19 protein-coding genes are annotated in these 24,294 nt (G+C 70.1%); 6 read left to right on the top strand and 13 right to left on the bottom strand.

The window, feature by feature from the left end; all coding sequences use genetic code 11:
• Window positions 1-15: 15 nt before the first annotated feature.
• On the top strand, window positions 16-1,011 hold the full coding sequence (locus tag AC3EGR_RS07925; protein WP_488545972.1) for a branched-chain amino acid ABC transporter permease: 996 nt from the start codon (window positions 16-18) through the stop codon (window positions 1,009-1,011).
• A 7-nt stretch (window positions 1,012-1,018) separates the two neighbouring features.
• Here AC3EGR_RS07925 and AC3EGR_RS07920 read toward each other — a convergent pair whose 3' ends face one another.
• A complete protein-coding gene (locus AC3EGR_RS07920; RefSeq protein WP_488545971.1) occupies window positions 1,019-2,455 on the bottom strand; it encodes an MBL fold metallo-hydrolase in 1,437 nt (478 codons plus the stop codon).
• Window positions 2,456-2,573: 118 nt separating this feature from the next.
• Here AC3EGR_RS07920 and AC3EGR_RS07915 point away from each other — a divergent pair, with 118 nt between their 5' ends.
• The gene (locus AC3EGR_RS07915) at window positions 2,574-3,341 is read left to right on the top strand and encodes an SDR family oxidoreductase (RefSeq protein WP_488545902.1); all 768 of its coding nucleotides are present in this window, start codon (window positions 2,574-2,576) and stop codon (window positions 3,339-3,341) included.
• 94 nt (window positions 3,342-3,435) lie between these two features.
• Here the strand turns inward: AC3EGR_RS07915 and AC3EGR_RS07910 are convergent, their stop codons facing one another.
• The 7 genes from AC3EGR_RS07910 to AC3EGR_RS07880 form a co-directional block, all read right to left on the bottom strand.
• Window positions 3,436-4,338 (bottom strand): carbohydrate kinase family protein, encoded by a 903-nt coding sequence (locus tag AC3EGR_RS07910; protein ID WP_488545901.1) that lies wholly within the window; start codon window positions 4,336-4,338, stop codon window positions 3,436-3,438.
• A 17-nt stretch (window positions 4,339-4,355) separates the two neighbouring features.
• Complete coding sequence (locus AC3EGR_RS07905; protein ID WP_488545900.1) at window positions 4,356-5,510, bottom strand: DUF3426 domain-containing protein; 1,155 nt, start codon at window positions 5,508-5,510, stop codon at window positions 4,356-4,358.
• Window positions 5,511-5,535: 25 nt separating this feature from the next.
• Window positions 5,536-6,417 carry a 50S ribosomal protein L11 methyltransferase gene (gene prmA / locus AC3EGR_RS07900; RefSeq protein ID WP_488545899.1) on the bottom strand — a complete coding sequence of 294 codons (882 nt, stop codon included), beginning with the start codon at window positions 6,415-6,417 and terminating at the stop codon, window positions 5,536-5,538.
• Window positions 6,418-6,505: 88 nt separating this feature from the next.
• Complete coding sequence (gene accC, locus AC3EGR_RS07895; protein WP_488545898.1) at window positions 6,506-7,855, bottom strand: acetyl-CoA carboxylase biotin carboxylase subunit; 1,350 nt, start codon at window positions 7,853-7,855, stop codon at window positions 6,506-6,508.
• An 85-nt stretch (window positions 7,856-7,940) separates the two neighbouring features.
• Window positions 7,941-8,396 (bottom strand): acetyl-CoA carboxylase biotin carboxyl carrier protein, encoded by a 456-nt coding sequence (accB, locus tag AC3EGR_RS07890; protein WP_488545897.1) that lies wholly within the window; start codon window positions 8,394-8,396, stop codon window positions 7,941-7,943.
• A 137-nt stretch (window positions 8,397-8,533) separates the two neighbouring features.
• Window positions 8,534-9,088: a TlpA family protein disulfide reductase gene (locus AC3EGR_RS07885; protein ID WP_488545896.1), complete on the bottom strand. Its 555-nt coding sequence runs from the start codon at window positions 9,086-9,088 to the stop codon at window positions 8,534-8,536.
• Window positions 9,081-9,677: a hypothetical protein gene (locus AC3EGR_RS07880; protein ID WP_488545895.1), complete on the bottom strand. Its 597-nt coding sequence runs from the start codon at window positions 9,675-9,677 to the stop codon at window positions 9,081-9,083. The genes AC3EGR_RS07885 and AC3EGR_RS07880 overlap by 8 nt, the downstream gene beginning before the upstream one ends.
• A gap of 72 nt (window positions 9,678-9,749) precedes the next feature.
• On the opposite strand from AC3EGR_RS07880, the gene AC3EGR_RS07875 reads away from it, so the two are divergent.
• Window positions 9,750-11,378 (top strand): long-chain fatty acid--CoA ligase, encoded by a 1,629-nt coding sequence (locus AC3EGR_RS07875; protein WP_488545894.1) that lies wholly within the window; start codon window positions 9,750-9,752, stop codon window positions 11,376-11,378.
• 126 nt (window positions 11,379-11,504) lie between these two features.
• A complete protein-coding gene (gene mpl / locus AC3EGR_RS07870) occupies window positions 11,505-12,884 on the top strand; it encodes a UDP-N-acetylmuramate:L-alanyl-gamma-D-glutamyl-meso-diaminopimelate ligase (protein WP_488545893.1) in 1,380 nt (459 codons plus the stop codon).
• A gap of 10 nt (window positions 12,885-12,894) precedes the next feature.
• On the opposite strand, the gene AC3EGR_RS07865 is transcribed toward mpl, so the two are convergent.
• From AC3EGR_RS07865 to AC3EGR_RS07845, 5 genes are all read right to left on the bottom strand, one after another.
• Window positions 12,895-13,923, bottom strand: coding sequence for a hypothetical protein (locus tag AC3EGR_RS07865; protein WP_488545892.1), 1,029 nt, complete (start codon window positions 13,921-13,923; stop codon window positions 12,895-12,897).
• A gap of 90 nt (window positions 13,924-14,013) precedes the next feature.
• The gene (locus tag AC3EGR_RS07860) at window positions 14,014-15,138 is read right to left on the bottom strand and encodes a 3-deoxy-7-phosphoheptulonate synthase (protein WP_488545891.1); all 1,125 of its coding nucleotides are present in this window, start codon (window positions 15,136-15,138) and stop codon (window positions 14,014-14,016) included.
• Between the two features lie 230 nt (window positions 15,139-15,368).
• Entirely contained in the window at window positions 15,369-15,920 is a 552-nt protein-coding gene (locus AC3EGR_RS07855; RefSeq protein WP_488545890.1) for a hypothetical protein, read from the bottom strand.
• A 121-nt stretch (window positions 15,921-16,041) separates the two neighbouring features.
• A complete protein-coding gene (tldD, locus tag AC3EGR_RS07850; RefSeq protein WP_488545889.1) occupies window positions 16,042-17,502 on the bottom strand; it encodes a metalloprotease TldD in 1,461 nt (486 codons plus the stop codon).
• A 76-nt stretch (window positions 17,503-17,578) separates the two neighbouring features.
• Window positions 17,579-18,451 (bottom strand): NAD(P)-dependent oxidoreductase, encoded by an 873-nt coding sequence (locus AC3EGR_RS07845; protein WP_488545888.1) that lies wholly within the window; start codon window positions 18,449-18,451, stop codon window positions 17,579-17,581.
• A gap of 171 nt (window positions 18,452-18,622) precedes the next feature.
• Between AC3EGR_RS07845 and AC3EGR_RS07840 the strand changes: the two genes are divergently transcribed.
• Both AC3EGR_RS07840 and AC3EGR_RS07835 read left to right on the top strand, forming a co-directional pair.
• Window positions 18,623-20,401, top strand: coding sequence for a sensor histidine kinase (locus AC3EGR_RS07840; RefSeq protein ID WP_488545887.1), 1,779 nt, complete (start codon window positions 18,623-18,625; stop codon window positions 20,399-20,401).
• Window positions 20,379-24,293: a GMC family oxidoreductase N-terminal domain-containing protein gene (locus tag AC3EGR_RS07835; RefSeq protein WP_488545886.1), complete on the top strand. Its 3,915-nt coding sequence runs from the start codon at window positions 20,379-20,381 to the stop codon at window positions 24,291-24,293. Before AC3EGR_RS07840 ends, AC3EGR_RS07835 begins: the two co-directional genes overlap by 23 nt.
• Window position 24,294 lies beyond the last annotated feature (1 nt).

Raw genomic sequence — 24,294 nt, 5'->3', positions numbered from 1 at the left:
GCCGCCGCCGCCGAAATGCCGGTCGACCAGGCCAATGCGGCCATTGCCCGGCACGGCAGCGGCGTGAACAAGGCCGTGCGTTTCACCTACCTGGGCCTGCTGGTCCTGGCCCTGGTCGCGCCCCTGATCGGCCTGTACCCGGTGTTCGTGATGAAGCTGCTGTGCTTCGCCCTGTTCGCCTGCGCCTTCAACCTGCTGCTGGGATTCACCGGCCTGCTGTCCTTCGGGCACGCCGCCTTCTTCGGCTTTGCCGCCTACGTCACGGGCTGGTTCGTCAAGGCGCAGGGCTGGACGCCGGAACTCGGCTTGCTCGCCGGCGTGGTCAGCGCCGCGCTCCTCGGGCTGCTCTTCGGCATCGTGGCGATCCGCCGCCAGGGCATCTACTTCGCGATGATCACGCTGGCCCTGTCGCAGATGGTGTTCTTCCTCTGCCTGCAGGCGCCCTTCACCGGCGGCGAGGACGGCCTGCAAGGCGTGCTGCGCGGCAAGCTGTTCGGCGTGCTGCCGCTGGTGGACGACCGCGTCATGTACTACCTGGTGCTGGCGATCTTCATCGCCTGCTTCCTGGGCATCCTGCGGATCGTAACGTCGCCGTTCGGCCAGGTGCTCAAGATGATCCGCGAGAACGAGCCGCGCGCCATCTCGCTGGGCTACGAGGTCGACCGCTACAAGCTGCTGGCGTTCGTGCTGTCCGCCTCGCTCGCAGGCCTTGCGGGTTCGCTCAAGACGCTGGTGATGAAGTTCGCGACGCTGACGGACGTGCACTGGTCCATGTCGGGCGAGGTCATCCTGATGTCGCTGCTGGGCGGCGTGGGCACTTTCTTCGGCCCGGTGCTGGGCGCCGGGGTCGTCATCGCCCTGCAGGACATGCTGGCCGACAAGGTCGGCGAATGGGTCACCGTCATCATCGGCGTGATCTTCGTGCTGTGCGTGCTCGCCTTCCGCAAGGGCCTGGTCGGCGAGCTGCTGGCCTGGCGCGAACGGCGCAAGGCCGGCGCCGCCCGGCCCTGAGCCGCCCTCACATCTTCGCGAACGAGCGCAGCTCGCTGTACGGCACCACGCGGCCGTGCAGTGGCAGGATGCGCTCCGGGTCCCACCCCAGGCGCTGCACGTTCTGCACCAGGTTGACGTGCAGTGCGTTGGGCTGCGCCGGAGGCGCCGTGTTGGGCGGCGGCGGGGTGAAGGCGTCGGCTTCGACCAGCAGGCGCTCGCGCGGCAGCCACGCCATCATGAAGCCCTCCGCGTGCGGGCTGCCTTCGATGTAGCGGACTTCCAGGGTGCGCGTGCCGTCGCTGAAGGTGCGCGCGCCGTTGACGCCTTCGAGCGTCGCGCGCCGGCCGGAGCGCGCGAGCGCGTCCGGCCGCACGCCGTTGGGCACGGCCAGCGTCTGGCCGAACCAGCCGCGCGCCGGCTCGCTCACGACCAGCGTCGCGCCGGTGGCGGCAGCCGTGCGCAGACCGCCGGCGTGGTCGAAATGATGGTGCGAGTTCAGCACGTAGCGCACCGGCTTGGCGGGCACCAGCCGGCGGGCTTCCGCCAGCACCGCCTGCGCCCGTCCGTCGTACAAGGGGCTCTCGATCAGCACGAGGTGGTCGGCGAACTCCACCAGCACGCTGTTGTGCGAGCCGCCCCCGAGGTGCCAGACGCCCTCGGCGACCTGCTGCGTGTCCACGCGCTCGCTGAAGCCTGCGACCGCCGCGGGCACCGTGCTGTCGAAGGGCGCGTTCGCCTGCACCTCCGTGACGGTCAGGTCCAGCACGGCATGCCCGCCCTGCGTCTGCACGATGCGCGCCGGGAACTTGACGCCACCCCAGTCGCGCCAGTTCGAATACAGCGTGCTGACCGTCGTGTCGCCGCTCACGGGATTCGGCATGACCGAGTCCACGCGCTGCACCAGGCCGTCGGCGGCGATCCATGCGGTCGCGCGGTAGCGGCCGGGCTCGGTGAAATGCACGACCGACTGGATGCCTTCGGAGCGCAGCGTCGCGCCGTTGCGCAGTGCCGCCTTCACCACGCCGTGCGGCGTCGTCCACAGGTCGTGGATGCGGCCGTCCAGCGCCACCGGCGCGGCCGCGGCGGCCTGGCCGGTCACGTTCCAGGCCTGCTCGCCGCGGACCCAGGCGGAGACCCGCTGCTCGCCCGTGCCCATCAAGGGCAAGGCGCCGCCGCCGGTGGGTTCGGCGCGGGCGCGCACCGAGTCCTCGCGCAGCGCCGCATTCTCGTAGTCGATCCAGCGCTGGTAGCCCGACACCGTGATGCGTGGCCAGGCCATGCCGGGCGCGTAGGCCTGGCCGAAGGTGCCGCCGGTTCCGCTGCCGGCATAGCGCAGGGTCTTGAGCTGGCTGCCGCCCATGGCCTGGTCGGCCTGGCGCAGCACGGCCGTGGCGTCGTCGCGGGTCGCGCAGGACGCCAGCAGGGCGGCGGCTGCAAGGGGAAGGAAGCCTCGGCGAAGCATCAAGTTGTCTCCTTGCCAGGAGCCGCCGCGCGCGGGGTGGCACTGGCGGGTTGTCATCCAGGTGATTGGAGGCAGGCGCGCAGCGGCGTTAGTCTGCACCGATTCGAAAGGAGTTGCCATGAAAGACCTGTTTTCGCTGGCGGGCCGCGTGGCCCTGGTCACCGGTGGCTCGCGCGGCATCGGCCGGATGATCGCCACGGGCCTGCTGCACCAGGGTGCGAAGGTCTACATCACGGCGCGCAAGGCCGCCGCCTGTGACGCCGCCGCCCGCGAGCTGTCGGAGATCGGCCCCTGCATCTCGCTGCCCGTCGACGTGTCCACCGTGGACGGTGCCCGGGCGCTCGCCGCCGAGATCGAGCAGCGCGAACCGGCGCTGCACATCCTGGTCAACAATGCCGGCGCCGCCTGGGGCGAGGACTTCGACACTTTTCCCGAAACCGGCTGGGACAAGGTGGTGGATCTGAACCTGAAGACCCCCTTCTTCCTGACGCAGGCGCTGCACGCGGCCCTCAAGCGCGGGGCCGCGCAGCGGCCGGCCAAGGTGATCAACATCGCGTCGATCGACGGCATTTCGGTGAACGCGTGGGAGACCTACTCGTACACGGCGAGCAAGGCGGGCCTGATCCACCTGACCAGACGCATGGCGCTGCGGCTGGCGCAGGACAACATCGTCGTCAGCGGCATCGCCCCGGGCCCCTTCCCCTCGGACATGAACAAGCAGGCCCGCGACCACGGCCAGGAGGTGGCCGAACGGGTGCCGGCCAGGAGGATAGGCAACACCGAGGACATGGCCGGGGCCGCGATCTATCTCGCGTCGCGCGCGGGCGATTACGTGCTCGGCGAGACGATCGTGGTGGACGGCGGGGTGACGATCGCGCGGGGGTGAAGCACAGCCATTTTGTTGCGGCCTCGCGCCGCAAGCCAATGCGGCGCGCGATCGAGCGCGGCATGGATGCCGGCGCGAGCCGGGATGGCCAGGCTCAGCCCCGGGCCGACAAGCTCTCGAGCGTGTAGTTCTGCGGCCCGCGGCTGGCGATCTTGATGGCGCCCACCTGGTTGCCCAGTTGCGCGCAGCGCGCCAGGCTCCAGCCCTGCTCCAGTCCATGGAGCAGCGCGCCGCGCCAGGCGTCGCCGCAACCGGTGGGGTCGACGATCGCCGCGGGCTTCTGCGCCGGCACCAGCGTCTTCTCGCCGTTGACCCACACCTCGCATCCTTCGCCGCCGAGCGTCACGACCAGGCCGTTGACGCGGCGCGAGATCTCGGCGCTGCTCCAGCCGGTGCGCTCCGACAGCATCTTGCCCTCGTAGTCGTTGACGGTGACCCAGTTCGCCATCTCGATGAAGTTGGCCAGCTCCCAGCCGTCGAACATGGGCAGCCCCTGGCCCGGATCGAACACGAAGGGAATGCCGGCGGCCTGGAACTGCTCGGCGTGCTGCAGCATCGCGTCGCGGCCGTCCGGCGAGATCATCCCCAGCTTGATGTCGGGCCGCGCCTGCACCTGCACCTTGTGCGCCTGCATCATGGCGCCGGGATGGAAGGCGGTGATCTGGTTGTTGTCGCGGTCGGTCATGATCATCGCCTGCGCCGTGTAGGTGTCCTCCACGCGCAGCACGAATTCGCCCGCGATGCCCAGGCTGTCCAGGCGTTGCAGGTACTCGCCGCCGTCGCTGCCCACCGCGCCCATGGGAAGGGGCGTGCCACCCAGCAGCTTGAGGCTGTAGGCGATGTTGCCGGCGCAGCCGCCGAAGTCACGGCGCAGGCTGGGCACCAGGAAGGACACGTTCAGGATGTGCAGCTGGTCCGGCAGGATCTGCTCGGCGAAGCGGCCTTCGAAGGACATGATGGTGTCGAAGGCGAGGGATCCGCAGATGACGGCGGCCATGGTGGTCTTTCTGGAGTTCAGGGATAGAAGGCGAGCAGGCGGTAGCCGGCGACACGCGCCGCCCCGCCGGTGCTGAGCACCACGCCCACGGTGCGCGACCACTCGCCCGCGGCGGGGATCACGCCCTGCGGCGCGCCCAGCTCCGCCGGGGTGATGACGCGGCGCGCGAGTGTCTGGTCCAGGGCGTCGGTGACAGTCAGCTCCATCGCGGGAGCGGCGACCTGCACGCTCGCCGTGTTGCGCAGCGTGAAGGCCAGGCGGTAGGTGTCCCCGCGCAGCCGGTTGAAGCCGGAGCTGTCGATCACGATCGCCTCGATCTGGCGGGGCGCGGAGAGCGTGCAGTTCATGAGCGCGCACATGCGCTCCAGCACCGGCCTCAGCCCGGGCTGCGCGAGCGCGAGCCGATCGCGGTCCTGGTACGCCACCTGCCAGGCGAGCAGGGCACCGAGCAGGAACACCAGCCCCGCAAGCACCATGCGCACGACGGGCCGGCGCCAGTACGCGCGGCGGCGGCCCTTGCGGACGAAGGAAACATCCGGGACCGCGTCGTCGTCATCGTCATCGTCGGGATCGACACCCGAAGGCGGCATCAGGTCCTCGGGCAGGATGTGGCTCTCGTTGCCGGGCTCCGCGTCCTCGCCCAGGTCCTTGAGCGAGAGTTCGGGCCGGCGGAACACGAAGGGCGCGTCCAGCGGCGAGGGCACGAGCGTCTCCTCGATCGGCTCGTCCTCGAAGAAGTCGGACGGCTCCTCGGAGCGGTCACTGGTCTGCGGCGCGTCCGCCGGCTCCCGCGGCAAGAGCTCCGCAGGCCGTGTCTGGAGGTCAGCCGGGACGGTCGCAGGCTGGTCGGCCGAAGGCCGGCGCAGCAAGGCCTCCAGCGGGACCGACGAGCTCGCGGCAGCGTTGAACGGCGCCGCTGCGGCCGCGGTGGGCGCCGGCGTCGGCGTCTCCGTCGGCGTGGGTGGCGCCAGCGGCGTGTCTTCCAGCTCCGCGGAGCGGGTCGCCTGGGCCTCCGGCAGGTTGCCGAGCACGGATTCGTCGCTCAGGTGCGCCGTCGCGTCGAACACCTCGCTGCAGTGCCCGCAGCGCACCCAGCCCTCGGAAATCTTCAGCTGGTCCGGCACGACACGAAACATCGTGCCGCAGGCGGGACAGCTGGTGATCAGGCTCATCAGCCCGGCATTGTAGGGATGCGGCTCAGGCTGCGGCCGTCATGAGGATCCAGCCGTCCTCTTCGTCGCTCACCTGCAACTGGCAATACGGGGCGTAGGCCGCCTTCAGTTCGTCGGCCTGGCGCGAAAGGATGCCGGCCAGCACCAGGTGGCCGCCGGGGGCGACGTAGCTGCGCAGCAAGGGCGCGAGCACCTTCAGCGGCGTGGCCAGGATGTTGGCCAGCACCGTCCCGTACGTGCCGCTCGCCAGTTCCGGCAGGCCGGCCGCGAGGTGCACGCCGTTGGCGCGCGCGTTGTCCTCGGTCGATCGGACGGCGGCTTCGTCGATGTCGACGGCATCCACCGAGGCGGCGCCGAACTTGGCCGCGCCTATGGCCAGGATGCCCGAGCCGCACCCGTAGTCGAGCACGCGCTGGCCTTGCGGCGCATGCCGCGCGATCCAGCGCAGGCACATGCGGGTCGTCGGATGGGTGCCGGTGCCGAAGGCCAGCCCCGGGTCGAGGCGGATCACCTCGCGCGCCTGCGCCGGCGGCTCGTGCCAGGTCGGCACGATCCAGAAGCTGGGCGTGATTTCCACGGGGGCGAACTGCGACTGCGTCAGGCGCACCCAGTCCTCGTCCGGCACCGGCTGCACGCCGAGGATCCGGCACGCCTCGAAGAAGTCCTGCGGCGCGAGCAGCCGCGCCGCGTCCTGCGCCTGGGCTTCCTCGGCGAACAGCGCGATCACCACCGACCGCTGCCACCCTTCCCGCGGTGGCGGCAGGCCCGGCTCGCCGAACAGCGCCTGCTCCGCCGGCGTCTGCGCGTCCGCATCCTCGACCGAGACGCTCAGCGCATCGAGCGCCTCGAGCGCATCGCTCACGGGCTCGACGCGCTCCTCGGGGCAAAGCAGCCGCAGTTCAAACATCACTTCGCCGCCGGGCCGCCCCAAGGCGAAGTGCGCCCCCTCGGGGGGTGGCGACGACACGAAGTGCGGAGACTGGGGGCACCATGACTTAGCGCTTGTGGTGCTTCAACCACTCTTCGAGGTAGTGGATGTTGGTGCCGCCGTCCATGAACTTCGCGTCGACCATCAGCTCGCGGTGCAGCGGGATGTTGGTCTTGATGCCTTCCACCACCGTCTCGCCCAGCGCGCCGCGCATGCGGGCCAGCGCCTGCTCGCGGGTGTCGCCGTGCACGATGATCTTGCCGATCATGGAGTCGTAGTTGGGCGGCACGAAGTAGTTGTTGTACACGTGCGAGTCCACCCGCACCCCGGGGCCGCCGGGCTGGTGCCACAGCGTGATGCGCCCCGGCGAGGGCACGAAGGTGTAAGGGTCCTCGGCGTTGACGCGGCACTCCAGGGCATGGCCGCGCAGCACGATGTCGCCCTGCTTGAAGGGCAGCTTCTCGCCGGCGGCGACCTTGATCTGGGTCTTCACGATGTCGATGCCCGAGATCAGCTCGGTCACCGGGTGCTCCACCTGCACCCGCGTGTTCATCTCGATGAAGTAGAACTCGCCGTTCTCGTACAGGAACTCGAAGGTGCCCGCGCCGCGGTAGCCGATCTTCCTGCAGGCGGCCGTGCAGCGCTCGCCGATCTTCTCGATCAGCTTGCGCGGGATGCCCGGGGCCGGCGCCTCCTCGATGATCTTCTGGTGGCGCCGCTGCATGGAGCAGTCGCGCTCGCCCAGGTAGACGGCGTTCTTGTGCTTGTCCGCCAGGATCTGGATCTCGATGTGGCGCGGGTTCTGGAGGAACTTCTCCATGTACACCGCCGGATTGCCGAAGGCGGCGCCCGCCTCGGCCTTCGTCATCTGCACCGAGTTGATCAGGGCCGCCTCGGTGTGCACGACGCGCATGCCGCGCCCGCCGCCGCCGCCCGCCGCCTTGATGATCACCGGGTAGCCGATCGCCTTGGCGATGCGGCGGATCTCCACCGGGCTGTCCGGCAGCTCGCCTTCGGAGCCGGGAACGCAGGGCACGCCGGCCTTGATCATGGCCTGCTTGGCCGAGACCTTGTCGCCCATGATCCGGATCGATTCCGGCGTCGGGCCGATGAACTGGAAGCCGCTCTTTTCCACCCGCTCGGCGAAGTCCGCGTTTTCCGACAGGAAGCCGTAGCCCGGGTGGATCGCCTCCGCGTCGGTCACTTCGGCCGCGGCGATGATGGCCGGCATGTTCAGGTAGCTTTGCGGGGAGGCCGCCGGCCCGATGCACACCGCCTCTTCCGCCAGCTTCACGTACTTGGCCTCGCGGTCGGCCTCGGAGTAGACCATCACGGCCTTGACTCCCAGTTCGTTGCAGGCCCGCTGGATGCGAAGCGCGATTTCGCCGCGGTTGGCGACAAGGATCTTTTTAAACATTCGTTGTCTCGCGGCGAATCGCTGGCGGGCGAAGCAGCAACGCGCGAGCGCCGCGGTCCGCCACCAGGATTTCCTTGAACATTTCTTATTCGATGACGAACAGCGGCTGCCCGTATTCGACGGCCTGGCCGTTCTCGCACAGGATCTCGATGATCGTGCCGCTCTTGTCCGCTTCGATCTCGTTGAGGATCTTCATCGCCTCGATGATGCAGACCGTCTCGCCTTCCTTGACCTGGCTGCCCACTTCCACGAAGGCCTTGGCGCCCGGGGACGCGGCGCGGTAGAAGGTACCCACCATGGGCGACTTGACGGTGTGGCCCCTGACCGCCTCGGGCGCCGCGGCGGGCGCCGGAGCGGCGGCGGCGAGCGCCGGCGCGGCGGCGGCTTGCTGCGGGATCATCATCGGCGCCGCCACCGCCTGGGCAGAGGCCGGGCCGCCCTTGACGATGCGAACCTTGCCTTCCGCCTCCGTGATCTCCAGTTCGGACACATTCGATTCCGACACCAGGTCGATCAGCGTCTTGAGCTTGCGCAAGTCCATGGGGTTCTCCTGCCTCCTTGAAAGAGACGCGAATTTACAGCAAATTCCGCCTTCTTCGCTCTTTCCGCAGGATCGAGCGTCAGGTTTGGCAGTCGTTCGTGCTTTGCAAACGACGCGCAGCTGGCGTGGCGTGACTTTCAGGCAGGCGCCAACCAGGCTTTCAGGTCCGCCTCGGTGACGCGGCCCATTCTACGCTGCCGCACGCGCCCATCCGCCGCGAACAGGACGGAAAACGGCAGGCCGCCGACGTTGTTGCCCAGGTTGCGGGTCAGCTCCGTGCCCTCGAGCCCGGCCAGCCCGATGGGGAAAGTCACCGGTGCGCGCTGCAGGAACTTGCGCACCGAGGACGGCTGATCGATCGCAAGGCCGACCACTTGCCAGCCGTTCGCTGCATGTTGCCGGTAGAAGGCATCGAGCAGCGGCATCTCCTCGATGCAGGGCGCGCACCAGGTGGCCCAGAAGTTCACCAGCAACGGCTTGCCTTTCAAGGAGGCCATCGCCAGCTGCGTGCCTTGCGGCGTCTCGAAGGACAGCGTCCACAGGCGGGCGTCCGCCGCGGTGGTCACCGGCGCCTCGGCTTGCCGAAGCGCGGCGAACCCCGCGCCGGCGGCTGCGGCGGTGAGCGCCACGCCGCCCACCAGCCACTGCCGGCGGCGCGGGCCGTTCGGACGCGCAAGCGTCTGGTCATTCATGGGGGGAGTCCTCCACCAGCGCGCGCACCGCGGCCAGGTCGCCCCGTGGGGTGCGGCCCTTGCTGTCCGGTTTCAGTGCACCGCGCAGGTCGTCGTGGTCGTAAACGAGCAGGTGCACGCCGATGGCCTCGCCCAGCTCGCGGCTCACGCTGGACAGGCTCAGGGCCTCGACGGAACCTCCGTTGAAGCCGGTCACGGTGCGCGGGGTGTAGTCCACGTTGTGTTCGATCAGCTTGATCTCGGCGGATTTCGGGTCGTCGCAAAACAGCTGCACATAGATGTCCGACAGGCGCGTGGCCGTGCCGTGCCACACCGCGCCGCCCAGGTGGGGCCGGAACTCCGCCAGCCGCTCCATCCAGGTGAGCGCCAGCCGCCGCAGGGCCTCCAGTTCGGCCGGCTGCGTATCGGCACAGAACACCGAAATGTACTCGCGCACCGCGTCTTCGACGGCGTCGTTGTCCGGGAGGGCCGAGCGCGCGGGCAGCCCCAGCTGCTTGACCGCGCGGCGCTTGGCCGGCCCGTATTCCAGACCCTCTTCCACCACCAGCCGGGCGGCGGTGGCGGCGATCTCTGCCTGCAGGGTGTCCATCGGGTGCATTCTGCATGGACGCGGGTGTCCCGCGCCCCTAGAGTGCCTTCGTCCACCCTTCCGGAGTCCGGCATGCAAAGCACGATGATGACCACGCCGCTCTCGCTCAACCACCTGCTGGAGCGCGCGGGGCAGCTGTTCCATCGCAACGAGATCGTCTCGCGCCTGCCGGACAAGTCCCTGCGCCGGCACACCTACGGCGACTTCTACCGGCGGACCCGCGCGCTGGCGTCGGCCCTGCAGCAGCTCGGGCTGAGGAAAGGCGAACGCGTCGCCACGCTGTGCTGGAACCACCATGCCCACCTGGAGTGCTACTTCGGCATTCCGGCGGCCGGGGGCGTGATGCACACCTTGAACCTGCGGCTGTCGCCGGACGAGATCGGCTGGATCGCGGGCAACGCCCAGGACCGCTTCCTGGTCGTCGACGACGTGCTGCTACCCCTGTACCGGCAGTTCGCGGGGCTGCACCGATTCGAGAAGGTGATCGTGTTCCCCTTCTCCGGCGCGCCCGTGGCGGGCGAGTTCGCGAATTATGACGCCCTGCTGGCCGACGCCGACCCGCAGGCGTTCCGCTACGCCGCGCACGGCGAGGACGACCCGGTGGCCATGTGCTACACCTCCGGCACCACGGGGCGCCCCAAGGGCGTCGCCTACTCGCACCGCTCCACCATCCTGCACACGCTCGTGGCGAGCCTGGGCGACTTCTGGGGACTGCGCGGCACCGATGTCGTCATGCCGGTCACGCCCATGTTCCACGCCAACAGCTGGGGCATGCCTTACGGGGCCGTGATGATGGGCGTGAAGCTGGTCTTCCCCGGCCCGCACCTGCACCCGGAGGACCTGCTGGACCTGATGCAGATGGAGCCGCCGACGCTCTCCCTGGGGGTGCCGACGATCTGGATGAGCCTGATCCAGACCTACGACGCCTCGCAGCACGCCGACTCGCCGCACCATGGCCGCTGGACGCTGCCCCGCGGCATGCGTTCGCTGGTGGGCGGTGCTGCCGTGCCCGAGTCGCTGATCCGCGCCTTCGACCGGCACGGGATCTGGATCGAGCAGGGCTGGGGCATGACCGAGACCTCGCCCGTGTGCACGATCTCCTATCCGCGCGCGGAGCTGCGCGGAGCGGACGAGGCGGAGAAGTACCGACGCGCCGCGATGGCCGGCGTGCCCGTCCCCCTGGTCGACCTGCGGGTGATCGGCGACCAGGGCGAGCAACCCTGGGACGGCCGGAGCGTGGGCGAGATCCAGGTGCGCGGGCCCTTCATCACCGGCAGCTACCACGAGGTCCCGGTGAGCCCCGAGAAGTTCACGGCCGACGGCTGGCTGCGCACCGGTGACGTCGCCAGCGTCGACGAACTCGGGTTCGTGCGCATCACCGACCGCACCAAGGACCTGATCAAGTCCGGCGGCGAGTGGATCTCCTCCGTCGACCTGGAAAACGCGCTGATGGCCCACCCGGCGGTCGCCGAAGCCGCCGTCATCGCCATCCCCGACGAGAAATGGAGCGAGCGGCCGCTGGCCTGCGTGGTGCTGAAGAAAGCGGCCGACGCGGGACCGGCCCACCTGAACGAGCACCTGTCGAAACACGGCTTCGCCAAATGGCAGCTGCCCGAGCGCTACGAATTCATCGACGCCGTGCCCCGCACGTCCACCGGCAAGTTCTGGAAGCTGAAGCTGCGCGAGCGGTTTCCGCGCTGAAAGGGCCGGCATCCGGACGCAGCAGGCGCACAAGTGGCGCAGAGGACGCAAAAAATACCCTACTGAAATCTTCTGCGCCCGGCGCGTGCGGAAGCCGGGGCTTGCGGCCCGGGATAATCGCGCCCCATGCACATTCACATCCTCGGCATCTGCGGCACGTTCATGGGAGGACTGGCCGCGCTCGCCCGCGAGGCGGGGCATCGGGTCACCGGCTGCGACGCGGGCGTCTATCCGCCCATGAGCGACCAGCTGCGCTCGCTTGGCATCGACCTGATCGAGGGCTTCGGGACCGAGCAGCTCGCGCTCAAGCCGGACGTCTGGGTCGTGGGCAACGTGGTCTCGCGCGCGCGCCAGGCCGACGGCACGCCCAGGTACCCCTTGATGGAAGCGATCCTGGACCAGGGCCTGCGCTACACGAGCGGCCCGCAGTGGCTGGCCGAGCACGTGCTGCAGGGCCGGCACGTGCTGGCGGTCGCGGGCACGCACGGCAAGACGACCACGACGTCCATGCTCGCCTGGATCCTCGAACATGCGGGCCTGCAACCCGGCTTCCTGGTGGGCGGGGTGCCGCTGAACTTCGGCGTGTCGGCGCGCCTGGGCAACCTGGCCCGGCCCTTCACGCCTTTCGTGATCGAGGCCGACGAGTACGACACCGCGTTCTTCGACAAGCGCAGCAAGTTCATCCACTACCGCCCGCGCACGGCGATCCTGAACAACCTGGAATTCGACCACGCGGACATCTTCGACGACCTCGCGGCGATCGAGCGCCAGTTCCACCACCTCGTGCGCACCATCCCCGCCAGCGGCCGCATCGTCACCAACGGGCTGGAGGAGAGCCTCACCCGCGTGATGCACCAGGGCTGCTGGAGCGAGGTTCGCACCTTCGGCAGCGCCGTGAGCGACTTCCGTGCGGAGGGCGAGCCGACCAAGTTCGACGTGCTGGAGCAGGGCCACCGCGTGGCGCAGGTGCACTGGGACGTGGCCGGCGTGCACAACCAGCTCAATGCGCTGGCCGCCATCGCCGCCGCGCAGCACGTGGGCGTGACCCCGGCCACCGCCGCCGACGCCATGCGCGAGTTCCGCAACGTCAAGCGCCGGATGGAAGTGCGCGGCGTCGCCAACGGCATCACCGTCTACGACGACTTCGCGCACCACCCGACCGCGATCCGCACCACCATCGACGGCCTGCGCCGCCAGGTCGGGAGCGCGCGCATCCTGGCGGTCTTCGAGCCGCGCAGCAACACGATGAAGCTCGGCACGATGAAGGCGCAGCTGCCCTGGAGCCTGGAGCAGGCGGACCTGTCCTTCTGCCACGCGGGCGGCCTGGGCTGGGACCCGCGCGAAGCGCTGCAACCCATGGGCGCCAAGGCACGCGTGGTGCAGACCATTCCCGAGCTGGTGGACCAGGTGAAGGCGGCGGCGCGCCCCGGTGACTATGTCCTGTGCATGAGCAACGGTGGCTTCGGCGGCATCCACGCGAAGCTGCTGGAGGTCCTCGCGCAGTGAGAGGACGCGGCTAGCTGGGGTCGGGCATCAGCGGCAGCGGCGCCGTGAGGTCGTTGTACGGCCGCACCGGCAGCTCCGACGCCCGCGGCGTGGAGTCCATGACGGAGAAATAGGCGCCCTGCTCCGGCAGGACCGAGTCGCGCGCACCCCGGCCGGCGGTGGCGACCGCCCGCTTGGGGTTGGAGGTGATCGAGCCCACCACGTACAGCGCCGACAGCACCCGCGCCAGCGGCTCGTCGCCCAGGCCGGTGGCGTGCTGCAGGCCGTTGAAGTTCATGCCAGGGTGCGACACCAGTTCGCGCATCACCAGCAGGTGCGCGTCCTTCATCTGGCGCTGGGGCAGGCGCGGCGGCCGGCGGAAGAACAGCGCCTGGCTGCGGTAATGCGGCGGCAGCAGGTCGCGCTGGCTGCGCTGGGCGTACTGCCACATCACCTGCGACACGCTGGCGCGCGGGTAGTTGGGCGGGATGGACACGCCGCCGTGGTCGCGGATGCACCAGCTGGCGTCCACGAAGTCCTTGCTGGTCACGCCGGGCATGACGGCGGCCCCGAGCTTGAGGTCGACGACGGCGAGCAGGTGGCTGTCGCGCAGCACCTCCCAGGAGCCGGAGTTCAGGCTGGGTTGCTGCTCGGCGATGCTGGAAGCCAGCGCGAACTGGGACAACAGGGTCTGCAGCCAGCCGGCGAACTGGTTCAGGACGGCGACCGAGGCGGCCTTGTCCATGAGGTTGAAGGTGACGGCAGGCTTGAAGCCCGGCGCCGTGATGGGCTGGGAGAAGGCCACCGGCCGGTCGACGTCCGACAGCGCCAGTTGAACAGAGCGACCCGAAGGCACGGCCGGCTGCACGCGCAGATGCTCGTTGGCCATCAGCAGCGTCCGGCTGCCTTCGAGCCACCAGGCATCGGCGTCCGCGAACGCACCCAGCTCCCAGCGCGCCCGTACCGAGCTCGCTGCCGCCGCGACGTCCGCTGCTGCCTTCTGCTGCGCCTCCGTATACCCCGCCAATCCCAGGCGGAGCACGGGGACTTCATTGGTCATGTGTTCCTCCTCGGACTCCCTTGCGCCCCGAGTAGAAACCAATATACCGATGGTGTTACGGTATGTAAATACTCTTTGTGGAGTATCTCCTCAATTTCCTCGCCTTTTCCGCACTGCCTGCGCGAGGACCCCGAGCACGTCCAGAGACTCGCTCCAGCCGATGCAACCGTCGGTAATGCTTTTGCCGTACTCGAGCGCCTGGGGATCGTCCTTGCCCGGCGTGAACTTCTGCGCACCGGGCTTGAGGTGGCTCTCCACCATCACGCCGAAGATGCGGCGCGAGCCGGACGCGATCTGGCCGGCGATGTCCTGGGCGACCTCCACCTGCCGCTCGGGCTGCTTGCTGCTGTTGGCGTGGCTGCAGTCCACCATCAGCGCCGGCGGCAGCTTGGCGGCTTCGAGCTCGCGGCAGGCCGTGGCCACGCTCTCGCCGTCGTAGTTGGGCGCCTTGCCGCCACGCAGGATGACGTGGCAGTCGCGGTTGCCATTGGTCTGCACGATGGCGACCTGCCCGTTCTTGTGCACCGACAGGAAGTGATGGGGCCGCGCCGCGGCCTGGATGGCGTCCGTGGCGATCTTGATGTTGCCGTCCGTGCCGTTCTTGAAGCCGATCGGCGCCGACAGGCCGGAGGCGAGCTCGCGGTGCACCTGGCTTTCGGTGGTGCGCGCGCCGATGGCGCCCCAGGCGATCAGGTCGCCGATGTACTGGGGCGAGATCACGTCCAGGAACTCGCTGCCGGCGGGCAGCCCCAGGCGGTTGATCTCGATGAGCAGCTGGCGCGCGATGCGCAGTCCCTCGTCGATGCGGTAGCTCTCGTCCAGGTACGGGTCGTTGATCAGGCCCTTCCAGCCCACCGTCGTGCGCGGTTTCTCGAAGTACACGCGCATCACGACTTCCAGCGTGTCCGCGTACTTGGTGCGCGCCTCCTTCAGCTTGCGCGCGTACTCCAGCGCCGCGTTCGGGTCGTGGATGGAGCACGGGCCCATGATCACCACCAGCCGGTCGTCGGTGCCGGCCATGATGTCGTGGATGCTGCGGCGCGTGCCGCTGATCAGCGTCTCCACGGGGGTTCCGCTGATGGGGAAGAAACGGATCAGGTGTTCGGGCGGCGGAAGCACGGTGATGTCCTTGATGCGCTGGTCGTCGGTCTGGCTGGTCCTGTCGACGGGGTGCGCATGCCAGGCATCGCTGGAGGCGGAGGCTTTCGGGCTCATGACGTGCTTTCGGTGGGGATGGTTTTTTCGCGGGCCCAAGAAAAAACCGCCGGGGGTGCCGGCGGTTTTTCGAGGTTCTTTGCGTGTGTCGCGGGTACGCTCAGATCTCTCTTCCGCCGGGGGCGCTGGAGAACCAAAAGTAGCCAAAAAAGAAGGCGCGAACGGGACGCATGGATTCAATGTAGCACAAGCTGCTGACAGCGCCCAGGGCGCTGCGGCCACGCGTGGCTTCAGCGCCGCAGCCTGTGCCACCACTGGCGCGCGCGTTCCTTCTGCGGCTCGGTGGGCGCGCCGAAGTCGGAGCTGCCACCGTCCTCGCGCTCCAGCCACTGCTCGTACACGTCCACCAGCAGCGTGCCCTCGCCGAGGGTGCGCCAGGTGATCAGCGTGAACTCCTCGGACGTCACCTGCAGCTCGCCGGCCCAGGGATCGACGTCCAGCAGCCACTGCCCGATCAGCACGCGGAAGTTGTTGAGGGCCTGCAGGTAGCCCGCGTATTCGTAGAGCCCGCGCCAGCTCAGGCCCAGGTTCACCACGGCGCTGCGGTGGTCGCGCAGCACCGTGAGCATGTCCATCAGCAGCGGGGCCGCGTAGTCGCGCCGGCGGCTCAGGCGCAGGCCCGCGGCGACGCCGTCGGCCTGCAGCGCGAGCTGCTGCATGCCTTCGGACAGCATGCGGCTGTCCTCGTCGGCCAGCTGGCTGCGCAGCAGGTTGCTCAGCTCGCCGAAGGACAGGCTGCGCAGGTGCGGGGGCATCAGCGAACTGGAGGGAACCGTGTGCATGGAACGAGCGCCTCGGGGGAGCGGAGTATCGGCCGCCCGTGGCTGCCAATGAAGCCGGCCGCCCCCAGGCGGCCGGTTTGGCGGACCGAACGGCGCTCGCGCCGACCGGCGGAGCCTGCCCTCAGGCCGTGCCGCCGACCGTCAGGCCGTCGATGCGCAACGTCGGCTGGCCCACGCCCACCGGCACGCTCTGGCCTTCCTTGCCGCAGGTGCCCACGCCCGTGTCCAGCTTCATGTCGTTGCCGATCATGGACACGCGCGTCAGCGCATCCGGCCCGTTGCCGACGATGGTCGCACCCTTGACCGGGTAGAGGATCTTGCCCTTCTCCACCCAGTACGCCTCGCTCGCCGAGAACACGAACTTGCCCGAGGTGATGTCCACCTGGCCGCCGCCGAAGTTGCTGGCGTACAGGCCCTTGTCGATGCTGGCCACGATCTCTTCGGCCGACTTGTCCCCGCCCAGCATGTAGGTGTTGGTCATGCGCGGCATGGGGATGTGGGCATAGCTCTCGCGGCGGCCGTTGCCGGTGGGCGCCACGCCCATCAGGCGCGCGTTGAGCGAGTCCTGGATGTAGCTGCGCAGGATGCCGTCCTCGATCAGCACGTTGCGCTGGCTCGGGTTGCCCTCGTCGTCGACGTTGAGGGAGCCGCGGCGGTCGGCGATCGTGCCGTCGTCCAGCACGGTCACGCCGGGAGCGGCCACGCGCTGGCCGATGCGGCCGGAGAAGGCGCTCGATCCCTTGCGGTTGAAGTCGCCTTCGAGGCCGTGTCCCACCGCTTCGTGCAGCAGGATGCCGGGCCAGCCGGGGCCGAGGACGACGGTCATCTCGCCCGCGGGCGCGGGGCGCGACTCCAGGTTGACCAGCGCGGAGCGGACCGCGTCATCCACATAGGACTGCAGTTGCGCCTCGTCGAAGTAGGCCAGGCCGAAGCGGCCGCCACCGCCGCCGGAACCCATCTCGCGGCGGCCGTTCTGCTCGGCGATGACGGTGACGGACAGGCGCACCAGCGGGCGCACGTCGGCGGCGATCGTGCCGTCCGCCCGGGCCACCATGACCACGTCGTACTCGCTGGCCAAGCCCGCCATCACCTGCGCGACGCGCGGGTCCTTGGCGCGTGCCATCTGCTCCACGTGCTCCAGCAGCTTGACCTTGGCGGTGCTGTCCAGCGTGCCGATGGGGTCCACGCCCTGGTACAGCGAGCGGCTGCCGGCGACCTGCTGGGCCGGCACCTTGGCGCGCGCGTTCTTGGAAGCCGCCGCGATGGAGCGCACCGTGCGCGCCGCATCCAGCAACGAGGCTTCGGAGATGTCGTCGGAATAGGCGAAGGCCGTCTTCTCGCCGCTCACCGCCCGCACGCCCACGCCCTGGTCGATGCTGAAGCTGCCGGTCTTGACGATGCCTTCTTCCAGGCTCCAGCCCTCGCTGCGCGTGTACTGGAAGTACAGGTCGGCGTCGTCCACGCGATGCACGCGGATTTCCGCCAGCGCACGGGCCAGGTGCGTTTCGTCCAGCCCGAAAGGCTCGAGCAGCAACGCCTTGGCGGTGGCCAGGCGTTCGATGGTGGGTTCGCGGGAGATCATCGACCCATTGTAGGGGTCCGCTCCTGTCCCCGTGGCACGACAGGACTCGCCCGCCAGCACGCCGGCGACGACGTGCTCACGCGGTCCTGAACAGCTCCAGCAGGATGGCGTCGTCGAGCCCGGCGCGGCCGGTGGCGACCGCGCGGGCAAAGGCCTCGTGGGCCAGCGCACCCAGTGCCGCATCGAAGCCCGCGGCGCGAGCGGCGTCCAGCGCCAGTCGCGAGTCCTTGTGCAACAGCGTCACGTGCGCCCGCGGTGCATAGTCGCCCGCAAGCGCGCGCCGCATCCGGTCGGATGCTATCCAGCTCTGGCCGCTGGACTGCTCGATGACGTCGAGGGTGCGGGCGGGATCCAGCCCCAGGCGCTCGGCCAGTGCGATGGCCTCCGCCGCACCCGCGAGGTTGACCGCGGCGAGCAGGTTGTTGACCAGCTTGGTGCGGGCGCCGTCGCCGGGCCGGCTGCCGACATGGAAGAGCTTGCTGGCCAGGTCCTCCAGCAGCGGCAAATGCGCGGTGAACACGGCCTCCTCGCATGCGACCATCAAGCTCATGGTCCCTTCGCGGGCGCGCGCAGGCCCGCCCGACATCGGCGCGTCGATGGCGACGTGTCCGCCGGCTTGCAGGCGCTGCGCGAGCGTCGCCGCATCCGCAGGCGCGATGGTCGGGCACAGCAGGACGGCCCGGCCGGGCGGCAGGGCCGCCGCCGCACCGTGGGGGCCGAACAGCACCTGCTCGGCCTGGCCGGCATCCACCACGCAGACGATCAGCGCGCCGGCACCGCGCGCGGCGTCGGCGGGCGTGGCAGCGGCCGCAGCGCCGATCCGCACCAGGTCCTCGACCTTCCCGGAGACCAGATCACAGGCCTGCACGCGCCAGCCGCGCGCGAGCAGGCGGACGGCCATGCCGCCTCCCATGTTGCCGACCCCGACGATGCCCACCGTCCTGTCCATCCCTGCGCCCCCTTGCGGCCTGCCGCGTCCAAGTCCACCATGGCTGCGGCGCGATTATGTGGCGCACGGCGGCCGCCACCGGGCATCCCCCATTGAGCAGAAGGCGCGGCGCAAAGGACCATCCATACTGCAGGGCCGAACCTGGCGAGCCGAAGTACGAGAGGGAACGACGTGGTGCAGACCCCCGGGGCCAAGGCGCCCCGAGAAGAAGTCCAGCAGCGCTTGCTGGAACTGCTGGCGGAGCAGAGCCGGCGCGTGCCCATCGCGGTGGGCTGCCTGCTGGTGGTCGTCGCGCTCATGGCGGGACACCGCATGCCCGCGTGGATTCCCGCGGTCTGGCTCGCGGCGGCCATCGCGGTGCTCTTCGCCCGGCGCTACTGGCTCGGCCGCCTGCCCACGCAGCTGGAGCTGCCCACCCGCGAGCGCGTGCGCAGGGCCGTCATCCTGAGCTTCGTCAACGGCTGCACCCACGGCCTCATGCTCGCCGCCTTCCCGGTGCTGCCGGACGCGGAGCGCTCCTTCTTCACCTTGCTGGTGCTGGGGCTGTGCACCGGCGCCGTCGGCACCACGGTGGGCCACAGGCGCATCTACCTGGCCTATCTGCTGCCCGCGGCGGGAACGCTGCCCGTGTGGTGGTGGATCAACCCGGGCGGCCCGCCGGCGGGCTGGACCGAGCTGTCGCTCTCGCTCCTGAGCGCCCTGTATCTGTGGCTGCTGGTGGGCCTGGCGAACAACGCCTGGCGCAACTTCAGCGAGTCGGTGCAGATCCGCTTCCAGGACGAGGACAAGACCGCGCAGCTGCGCGAGGCGCTGGCGCAGGCGCAGCAGGCCAACCAGGCCAAGACGCGCTTCCTCGCCGCGGCGAGCCACGACCTGCGCCAGCCCCTGCACACCATCGGCCTGCTGGTCGCCGCCCTGTCGCTGCGGCCCATCGAAGGCCGCGACCGCGAAGTGGTGGATCTTCTCAGCCAGGTCACGGTGGCCCTGTCCGAGCAGCTGGACCAGCTGCTGGACATCTCCAAGCTGGATGCCGGCGTCGTCGAGCCCGACAAGAAAGTCGTCGACCTCGGCGAGATGCTGCGCATGCACCACGCCGAGATGCGCGCCGCCATCGAGGAGAAGGGCCTGCGCCCGGTGATCGATGCGCCCACCGGCGTGCGCTGCTGGACCGACCCGGCCCTGGTGCTGCGCGTGCTGCGCAACCTGACGGAGAACGCCATCAAGTTCACGTCGCAGGGCCACGTCGCGCTGCGCTTGCGGGTGGCAGACGGCATGGGCGTGATCACCGTGGAGGACACCGGCCGCGGCATCCCGCCCGAGGAACAGGCCATGGTCTTCGAGGAGTTCTACCAGATCGACAACCCGGAGCGGGACCGCACCAAGGGGCTCGGCCTCGGGCTGTCCATCGTGCGCCGCCTGTGCACCCTGCTCGGGATCACGCTGGACATGCAGTCGGTCGAAGGCCGCGGCACGAGCATGGTGCTGAAGGTGCCGCTGGAGACCATGGGTGCGCTCGCACCACCGCGCCGGCAGGACCTCTCCAGCCAGAGCTTCGCCGGCCTCACCGTGCTGGTGATCGACGACGAGCGCTCCGTGCGCATGGGCATGCGCGTGCTGCTGGAGGAGCTGGGTTGCCGCTGCATCGAGGCGTCCTCGATCGAGGAAGCGACGCGCGAGGCGCGCAACGCCCAGCCGGACGTGGTCCTGGCCGACATGCGGCTGCGCAACGGCGACACCGGGATCGCGGCCATCGACAGCATCGTGGCGGCCATCGGCGAGACGCCGGCTGTCCTGATCAGCGGCGACACCGCGCCGGACCGCTTGCAGGAAGCGAACCGCGCCGGCATCAAGCTGCTGCACAAGCCCGTCAGCCTGCCCACGCTGCAGGCCGAACTGGGGCGCATCCTGAACGAGAAGGGACCGCGCCATGAATCCGCCACCCGACCCTGAACCCACGGGCACCGCGAAGCGCTCGCCCCACAGCCTGCGCTGGCTCTCCCAGGACTACGGCGTCCTGCGGCAGGAAGCGCGCGGCGGCACCGTCCACGACGTGGTCATCGTCGGCAGCGGCTATGGCGGCGCCATGGCGGCGCACGCCTTCGCCGGCCTGCAGGACGCCGGGGGCCGGCCGCTGCGCATCTGCGTGCTGGAGCGCGGCAAGGAATACGCCCCGGGCATGTTCGCCTCCAGCCTGCAGGAGCTGCCGCCGCACGTGCGCGTGCACCGCAGCGGCCGCGGCAAGGGGCTGGGCCGCGCCGACGCGCTGCTCGACCTGCGGGTCGGCCCCCACGTGTGCACGCTGGTGGGCAACGGGCTGGGCGGCACCTCGCTCATCAACGCCGGCGTCATGGAGAAGCCGCGCTGGCTGCACGGGCAGCCGGTGCCGCCGGCCCTGAAGCGCGACCTGGAGGACGAGGCCTTCCTGCGCGAGGTGAAGGACGCCCTGCACGCCACCGGCACGCTGGCCGACGACCATCCCCGCCTGCAGGGCCAGCGGCTGCCCAAGTCCGAGGCCTTGTGGAAGGTCGCGCGCAATTCCGGCCTGCGCTTTCGCAACGCGGAGATCACGGTCCAGACCCGCGCCGGCGATCCCGACGTGCCCGCCTGCACGCTGTGCGGCGACTGCATGACCGGCTGCAATGTGGGGGCCAAGCGCTCGCTGGACACCACCGTGCTCGCGCGCGCGCAGGCTGCCGGCGTCGCGCTCTACACGGGCGGCACCGTGCTGAAGGTGGTGCCGGACCCCGAAGGCGGCTGGGTGCTGCACACCATCTACACCGACCCCTCGCTGCGCGAGCGGCACGGCGCGCAGGAAGTGCGCGCGCGCAAGGTGGTGCTCGCCGCAGGCACGCTCGGCAGCACCGAGATCCTGATGCATTCGCGCGCCACGCTGCCGCTCTCGCGCCGGCTGGGCTCCGGCTTTTCCTGCAACGGTGACAACCTGCTGGCGGTGCAAGGCGCGCTGCGGCCGACGAACACCAGCAGCAACGAGTGGCAACCGCTGCGCGAGCGCAAGGTCGGGCCGACCATCACCGGCGTCGTGGAGATCCCGGGCGGCCCGCTGCTGCAGGAGTTCTCGGTGCCGGCGCCGCTCAAGCGCCTGTTCGACGAGACGGTCACCACCGCACGCCTGCTGCAACGCCTGCCGCGCTGGCCCTTCCGCACGCCGGGGCAGCGCCGTCACAAGCTGGACAGCATGGCGGTGGACCCGGACGCCATGGAGCGCACGCTGCTCGTGGGGGTCGTCGGGCACGACGAGGCACAGGGCCGGATCGTGGTGCCGGACGGGGCCGGCTCCGAAGGCGCGGCGAGCATCGAGTGGTCCGCCGTCCGCGATTCGCCGATGATCGAACGGGCCTACGAGCGCGCGCGCGAGGCCCTGGCCGCCGCGGCGCCGCCGGGCGCCGACATCCTGCCCAACCCGCTGTGGCAGCCGCTCCCACCGAAGATGGCCTCCCTGGTCAAGGAGCGCGGGCCCGTCCTCACCGTGCACCCCCTGGGCGGCTGCGGCATGGGCAGCTCGCACCTCGACGGCGTGGTCAACGAGTTCGGGCAGGTGTTCCGCGCGGGCGAGGACGCGGCCGCGGTGTACGAGGACCTGGTGGTGCTGGACGGCTCCATCCTGCCTTGTTCTGTCGGCGCCAATCCCGCGCTGACGATCGCCGCCATCTCGCTGCGTGCCGCGCGCGCGCTCGCGCGCCGCTGGGGCTGGGCGGGTGCGCGCGAGGCCGGCGCCGACGCCCGGATGTACGACCGCCTCGTGCGCGAAGCGCCGCTGGCCGCCGCGCCGCTGCAGCTTGCTCCCACGCAGCCGGCCGGCGCGCGCACCCGCCCCGAGTACCGCGCGCCGGAGGCGTGCACGCCGCGCCAGCCCCGCCCCACCGAGGTGGAGCTGGTCGAGCGCCTGTGCGGCGCAGCCGGTGACCAGGGGCAGTACTGGGTCGAGCTCACGCTGTACTACGGCAAGAAGTCGCTGACCGAGCTCACCGGGCAGGCGGCGCGCACCGTGCAGCTGGACCCGGGGGACTCGTGGATCCGCATCTACGACCATCGCGGCGATGCCCGCCGGCGCCTGCTCACGCTGAGCGAACCGGACCGCCGCGCGCAGGCCTTGTTCGAAGGCCGCGTGGCAGGGTCGCTCACGATCGCCGAGCCCCTGGCCGGCGCCGCGGAACCCGTCTACGCCCTGGTGGCGGCGCATGCCTGGTTCATGAACCGCGGCCGCCGCGAGCTGTGGGACTGGCTGACGGGCAAGCGCGACGCCCGCTTCGACATCGGCGCCTTCTTCGGCTCCGCCGGCCGCGCCGGCGAACGGCGCGTGTTCCGCTACGAGCTGAAGGTGCAGGAGGCGGCGGGGCCCGCGCGCCAGCTGCTGCCGGTGGGCACGCGCATCCGCGCCAGCAAGTGCCTCACCTACGGGCTGCGAAGCAATCCCTGGCGGCAGCTGACCGAACTGCGGCTGCACGGCTTTCCCCTCGGCCCGGCCGCGCCCGTCCTGCGCGTGGACGGCCGCTTCATCGCCAGGCAAGGCGTGCCCCTCCTGCGCGTGACGGACCAGGAGAACCAGGTCGTCGCGCTGGCCGACTTCGCCTCCTTCGCCCTGTGCTGGGTCCGCATGCTGGCGAGCATCCACCTGTGGTCCTTCCGCGCCCCCGATCCCGCCCCGCCGCGCCAGCGCCAGTTGCTCCCGGTGGCGATCGCCGGCGTCCCCGCGCCGGTGGTGACCGAGCTGCCGCTGGAAGATCCGGGCTCCCCCGTGGCGGCCTGCGTGCGCCTCACCCGCTACCCCAATCCGGGCCGCCGGCCGGTCGCCCTCATCCACGGCTACAGCGCGAGCGGCAACACCTTCACGCACGAGGCCATCCCCGAGCCGCTGGCGCGCCACCTGTGGAACAGCGGCTGCGACGTGTGGGTGCTGGACCTGCGCACCAGCGCCGGCATGCCGACGGCGCTGCAGCCCTGGAACTTCGAGGACGCCGCCTTCGCCGACCTGCCCCGCTCGATCCAGCACATCGCGCAGGCCACCGGGCAGCGCGTGAGCGTGTTCGCCCACTGCATAGGCGCCGTGATGCTGTCCATGGCGCTGCTGGTCGACCCCGACGCACTCGTGCGCCCGGCCAAGGGGGCGAACGACGCAACCGTGCCGCGCCGCTTCGTGCCGGAGCTGCGCCGGCTGAAGGACAACATCGAGCGCATCGTGCTCTCGCAGAAAGGGCCCATGCTGGTCTACTGCGACGACAACGTGCTGCGCGCCTACTTCATGCGCGTGCTGCGCAAGCTCGTGTTCCCCGACGACTACCAGTTCGAGGTCGCGCAGCAGCCCACGCTGGCCGGCGGCCTGCTGGACCGCCTGCTCGCGACACTGCCCTATCCCGACGAGGAATTCGCGCGCGAGAACCCGGCCATCCCCTGGAAGCGCACGCCCTGGGCGGGCTTTCGCCACCGCATGGACGCGCTCTACGCGCGCGACTTCACGCTCGCCAACATCGAGGACCGCACGCTGGAGGCGATCGCCGACCTCTTCGGGCCCTTGAACCTCGACACGGTCGCGCAAGCCATCCACTTCGCCCGGCGCAACACCATCACCGACGGCTCGGGCCGCCTCTTCGATACCAGCGCGAGCGTGCTGCGGGCGCGCTGGCCGCTGCGCGGCACCGTCAGCATCCACGGACGCGACAACGGGCTGGTGGACGTGAAGACGGTCGATGCCATGCGCTCGCAGATGGCGTATGCGGGCATTCCTTACCAGGCGATCGAGATCCCCGGCTACGGCCACCAGGACTGCCTGATCGGCCGCCACGCGGCCCGCGACGTGTTCCCGCACATCGCCGCCAACCTCTGAG

It is taken from the genome of Ramlibacter sp. G4-7, from assembly GCF_057784995.1.
This window is presented reverse-complemented; position numbering and strand designations above follow the sequence as displayed.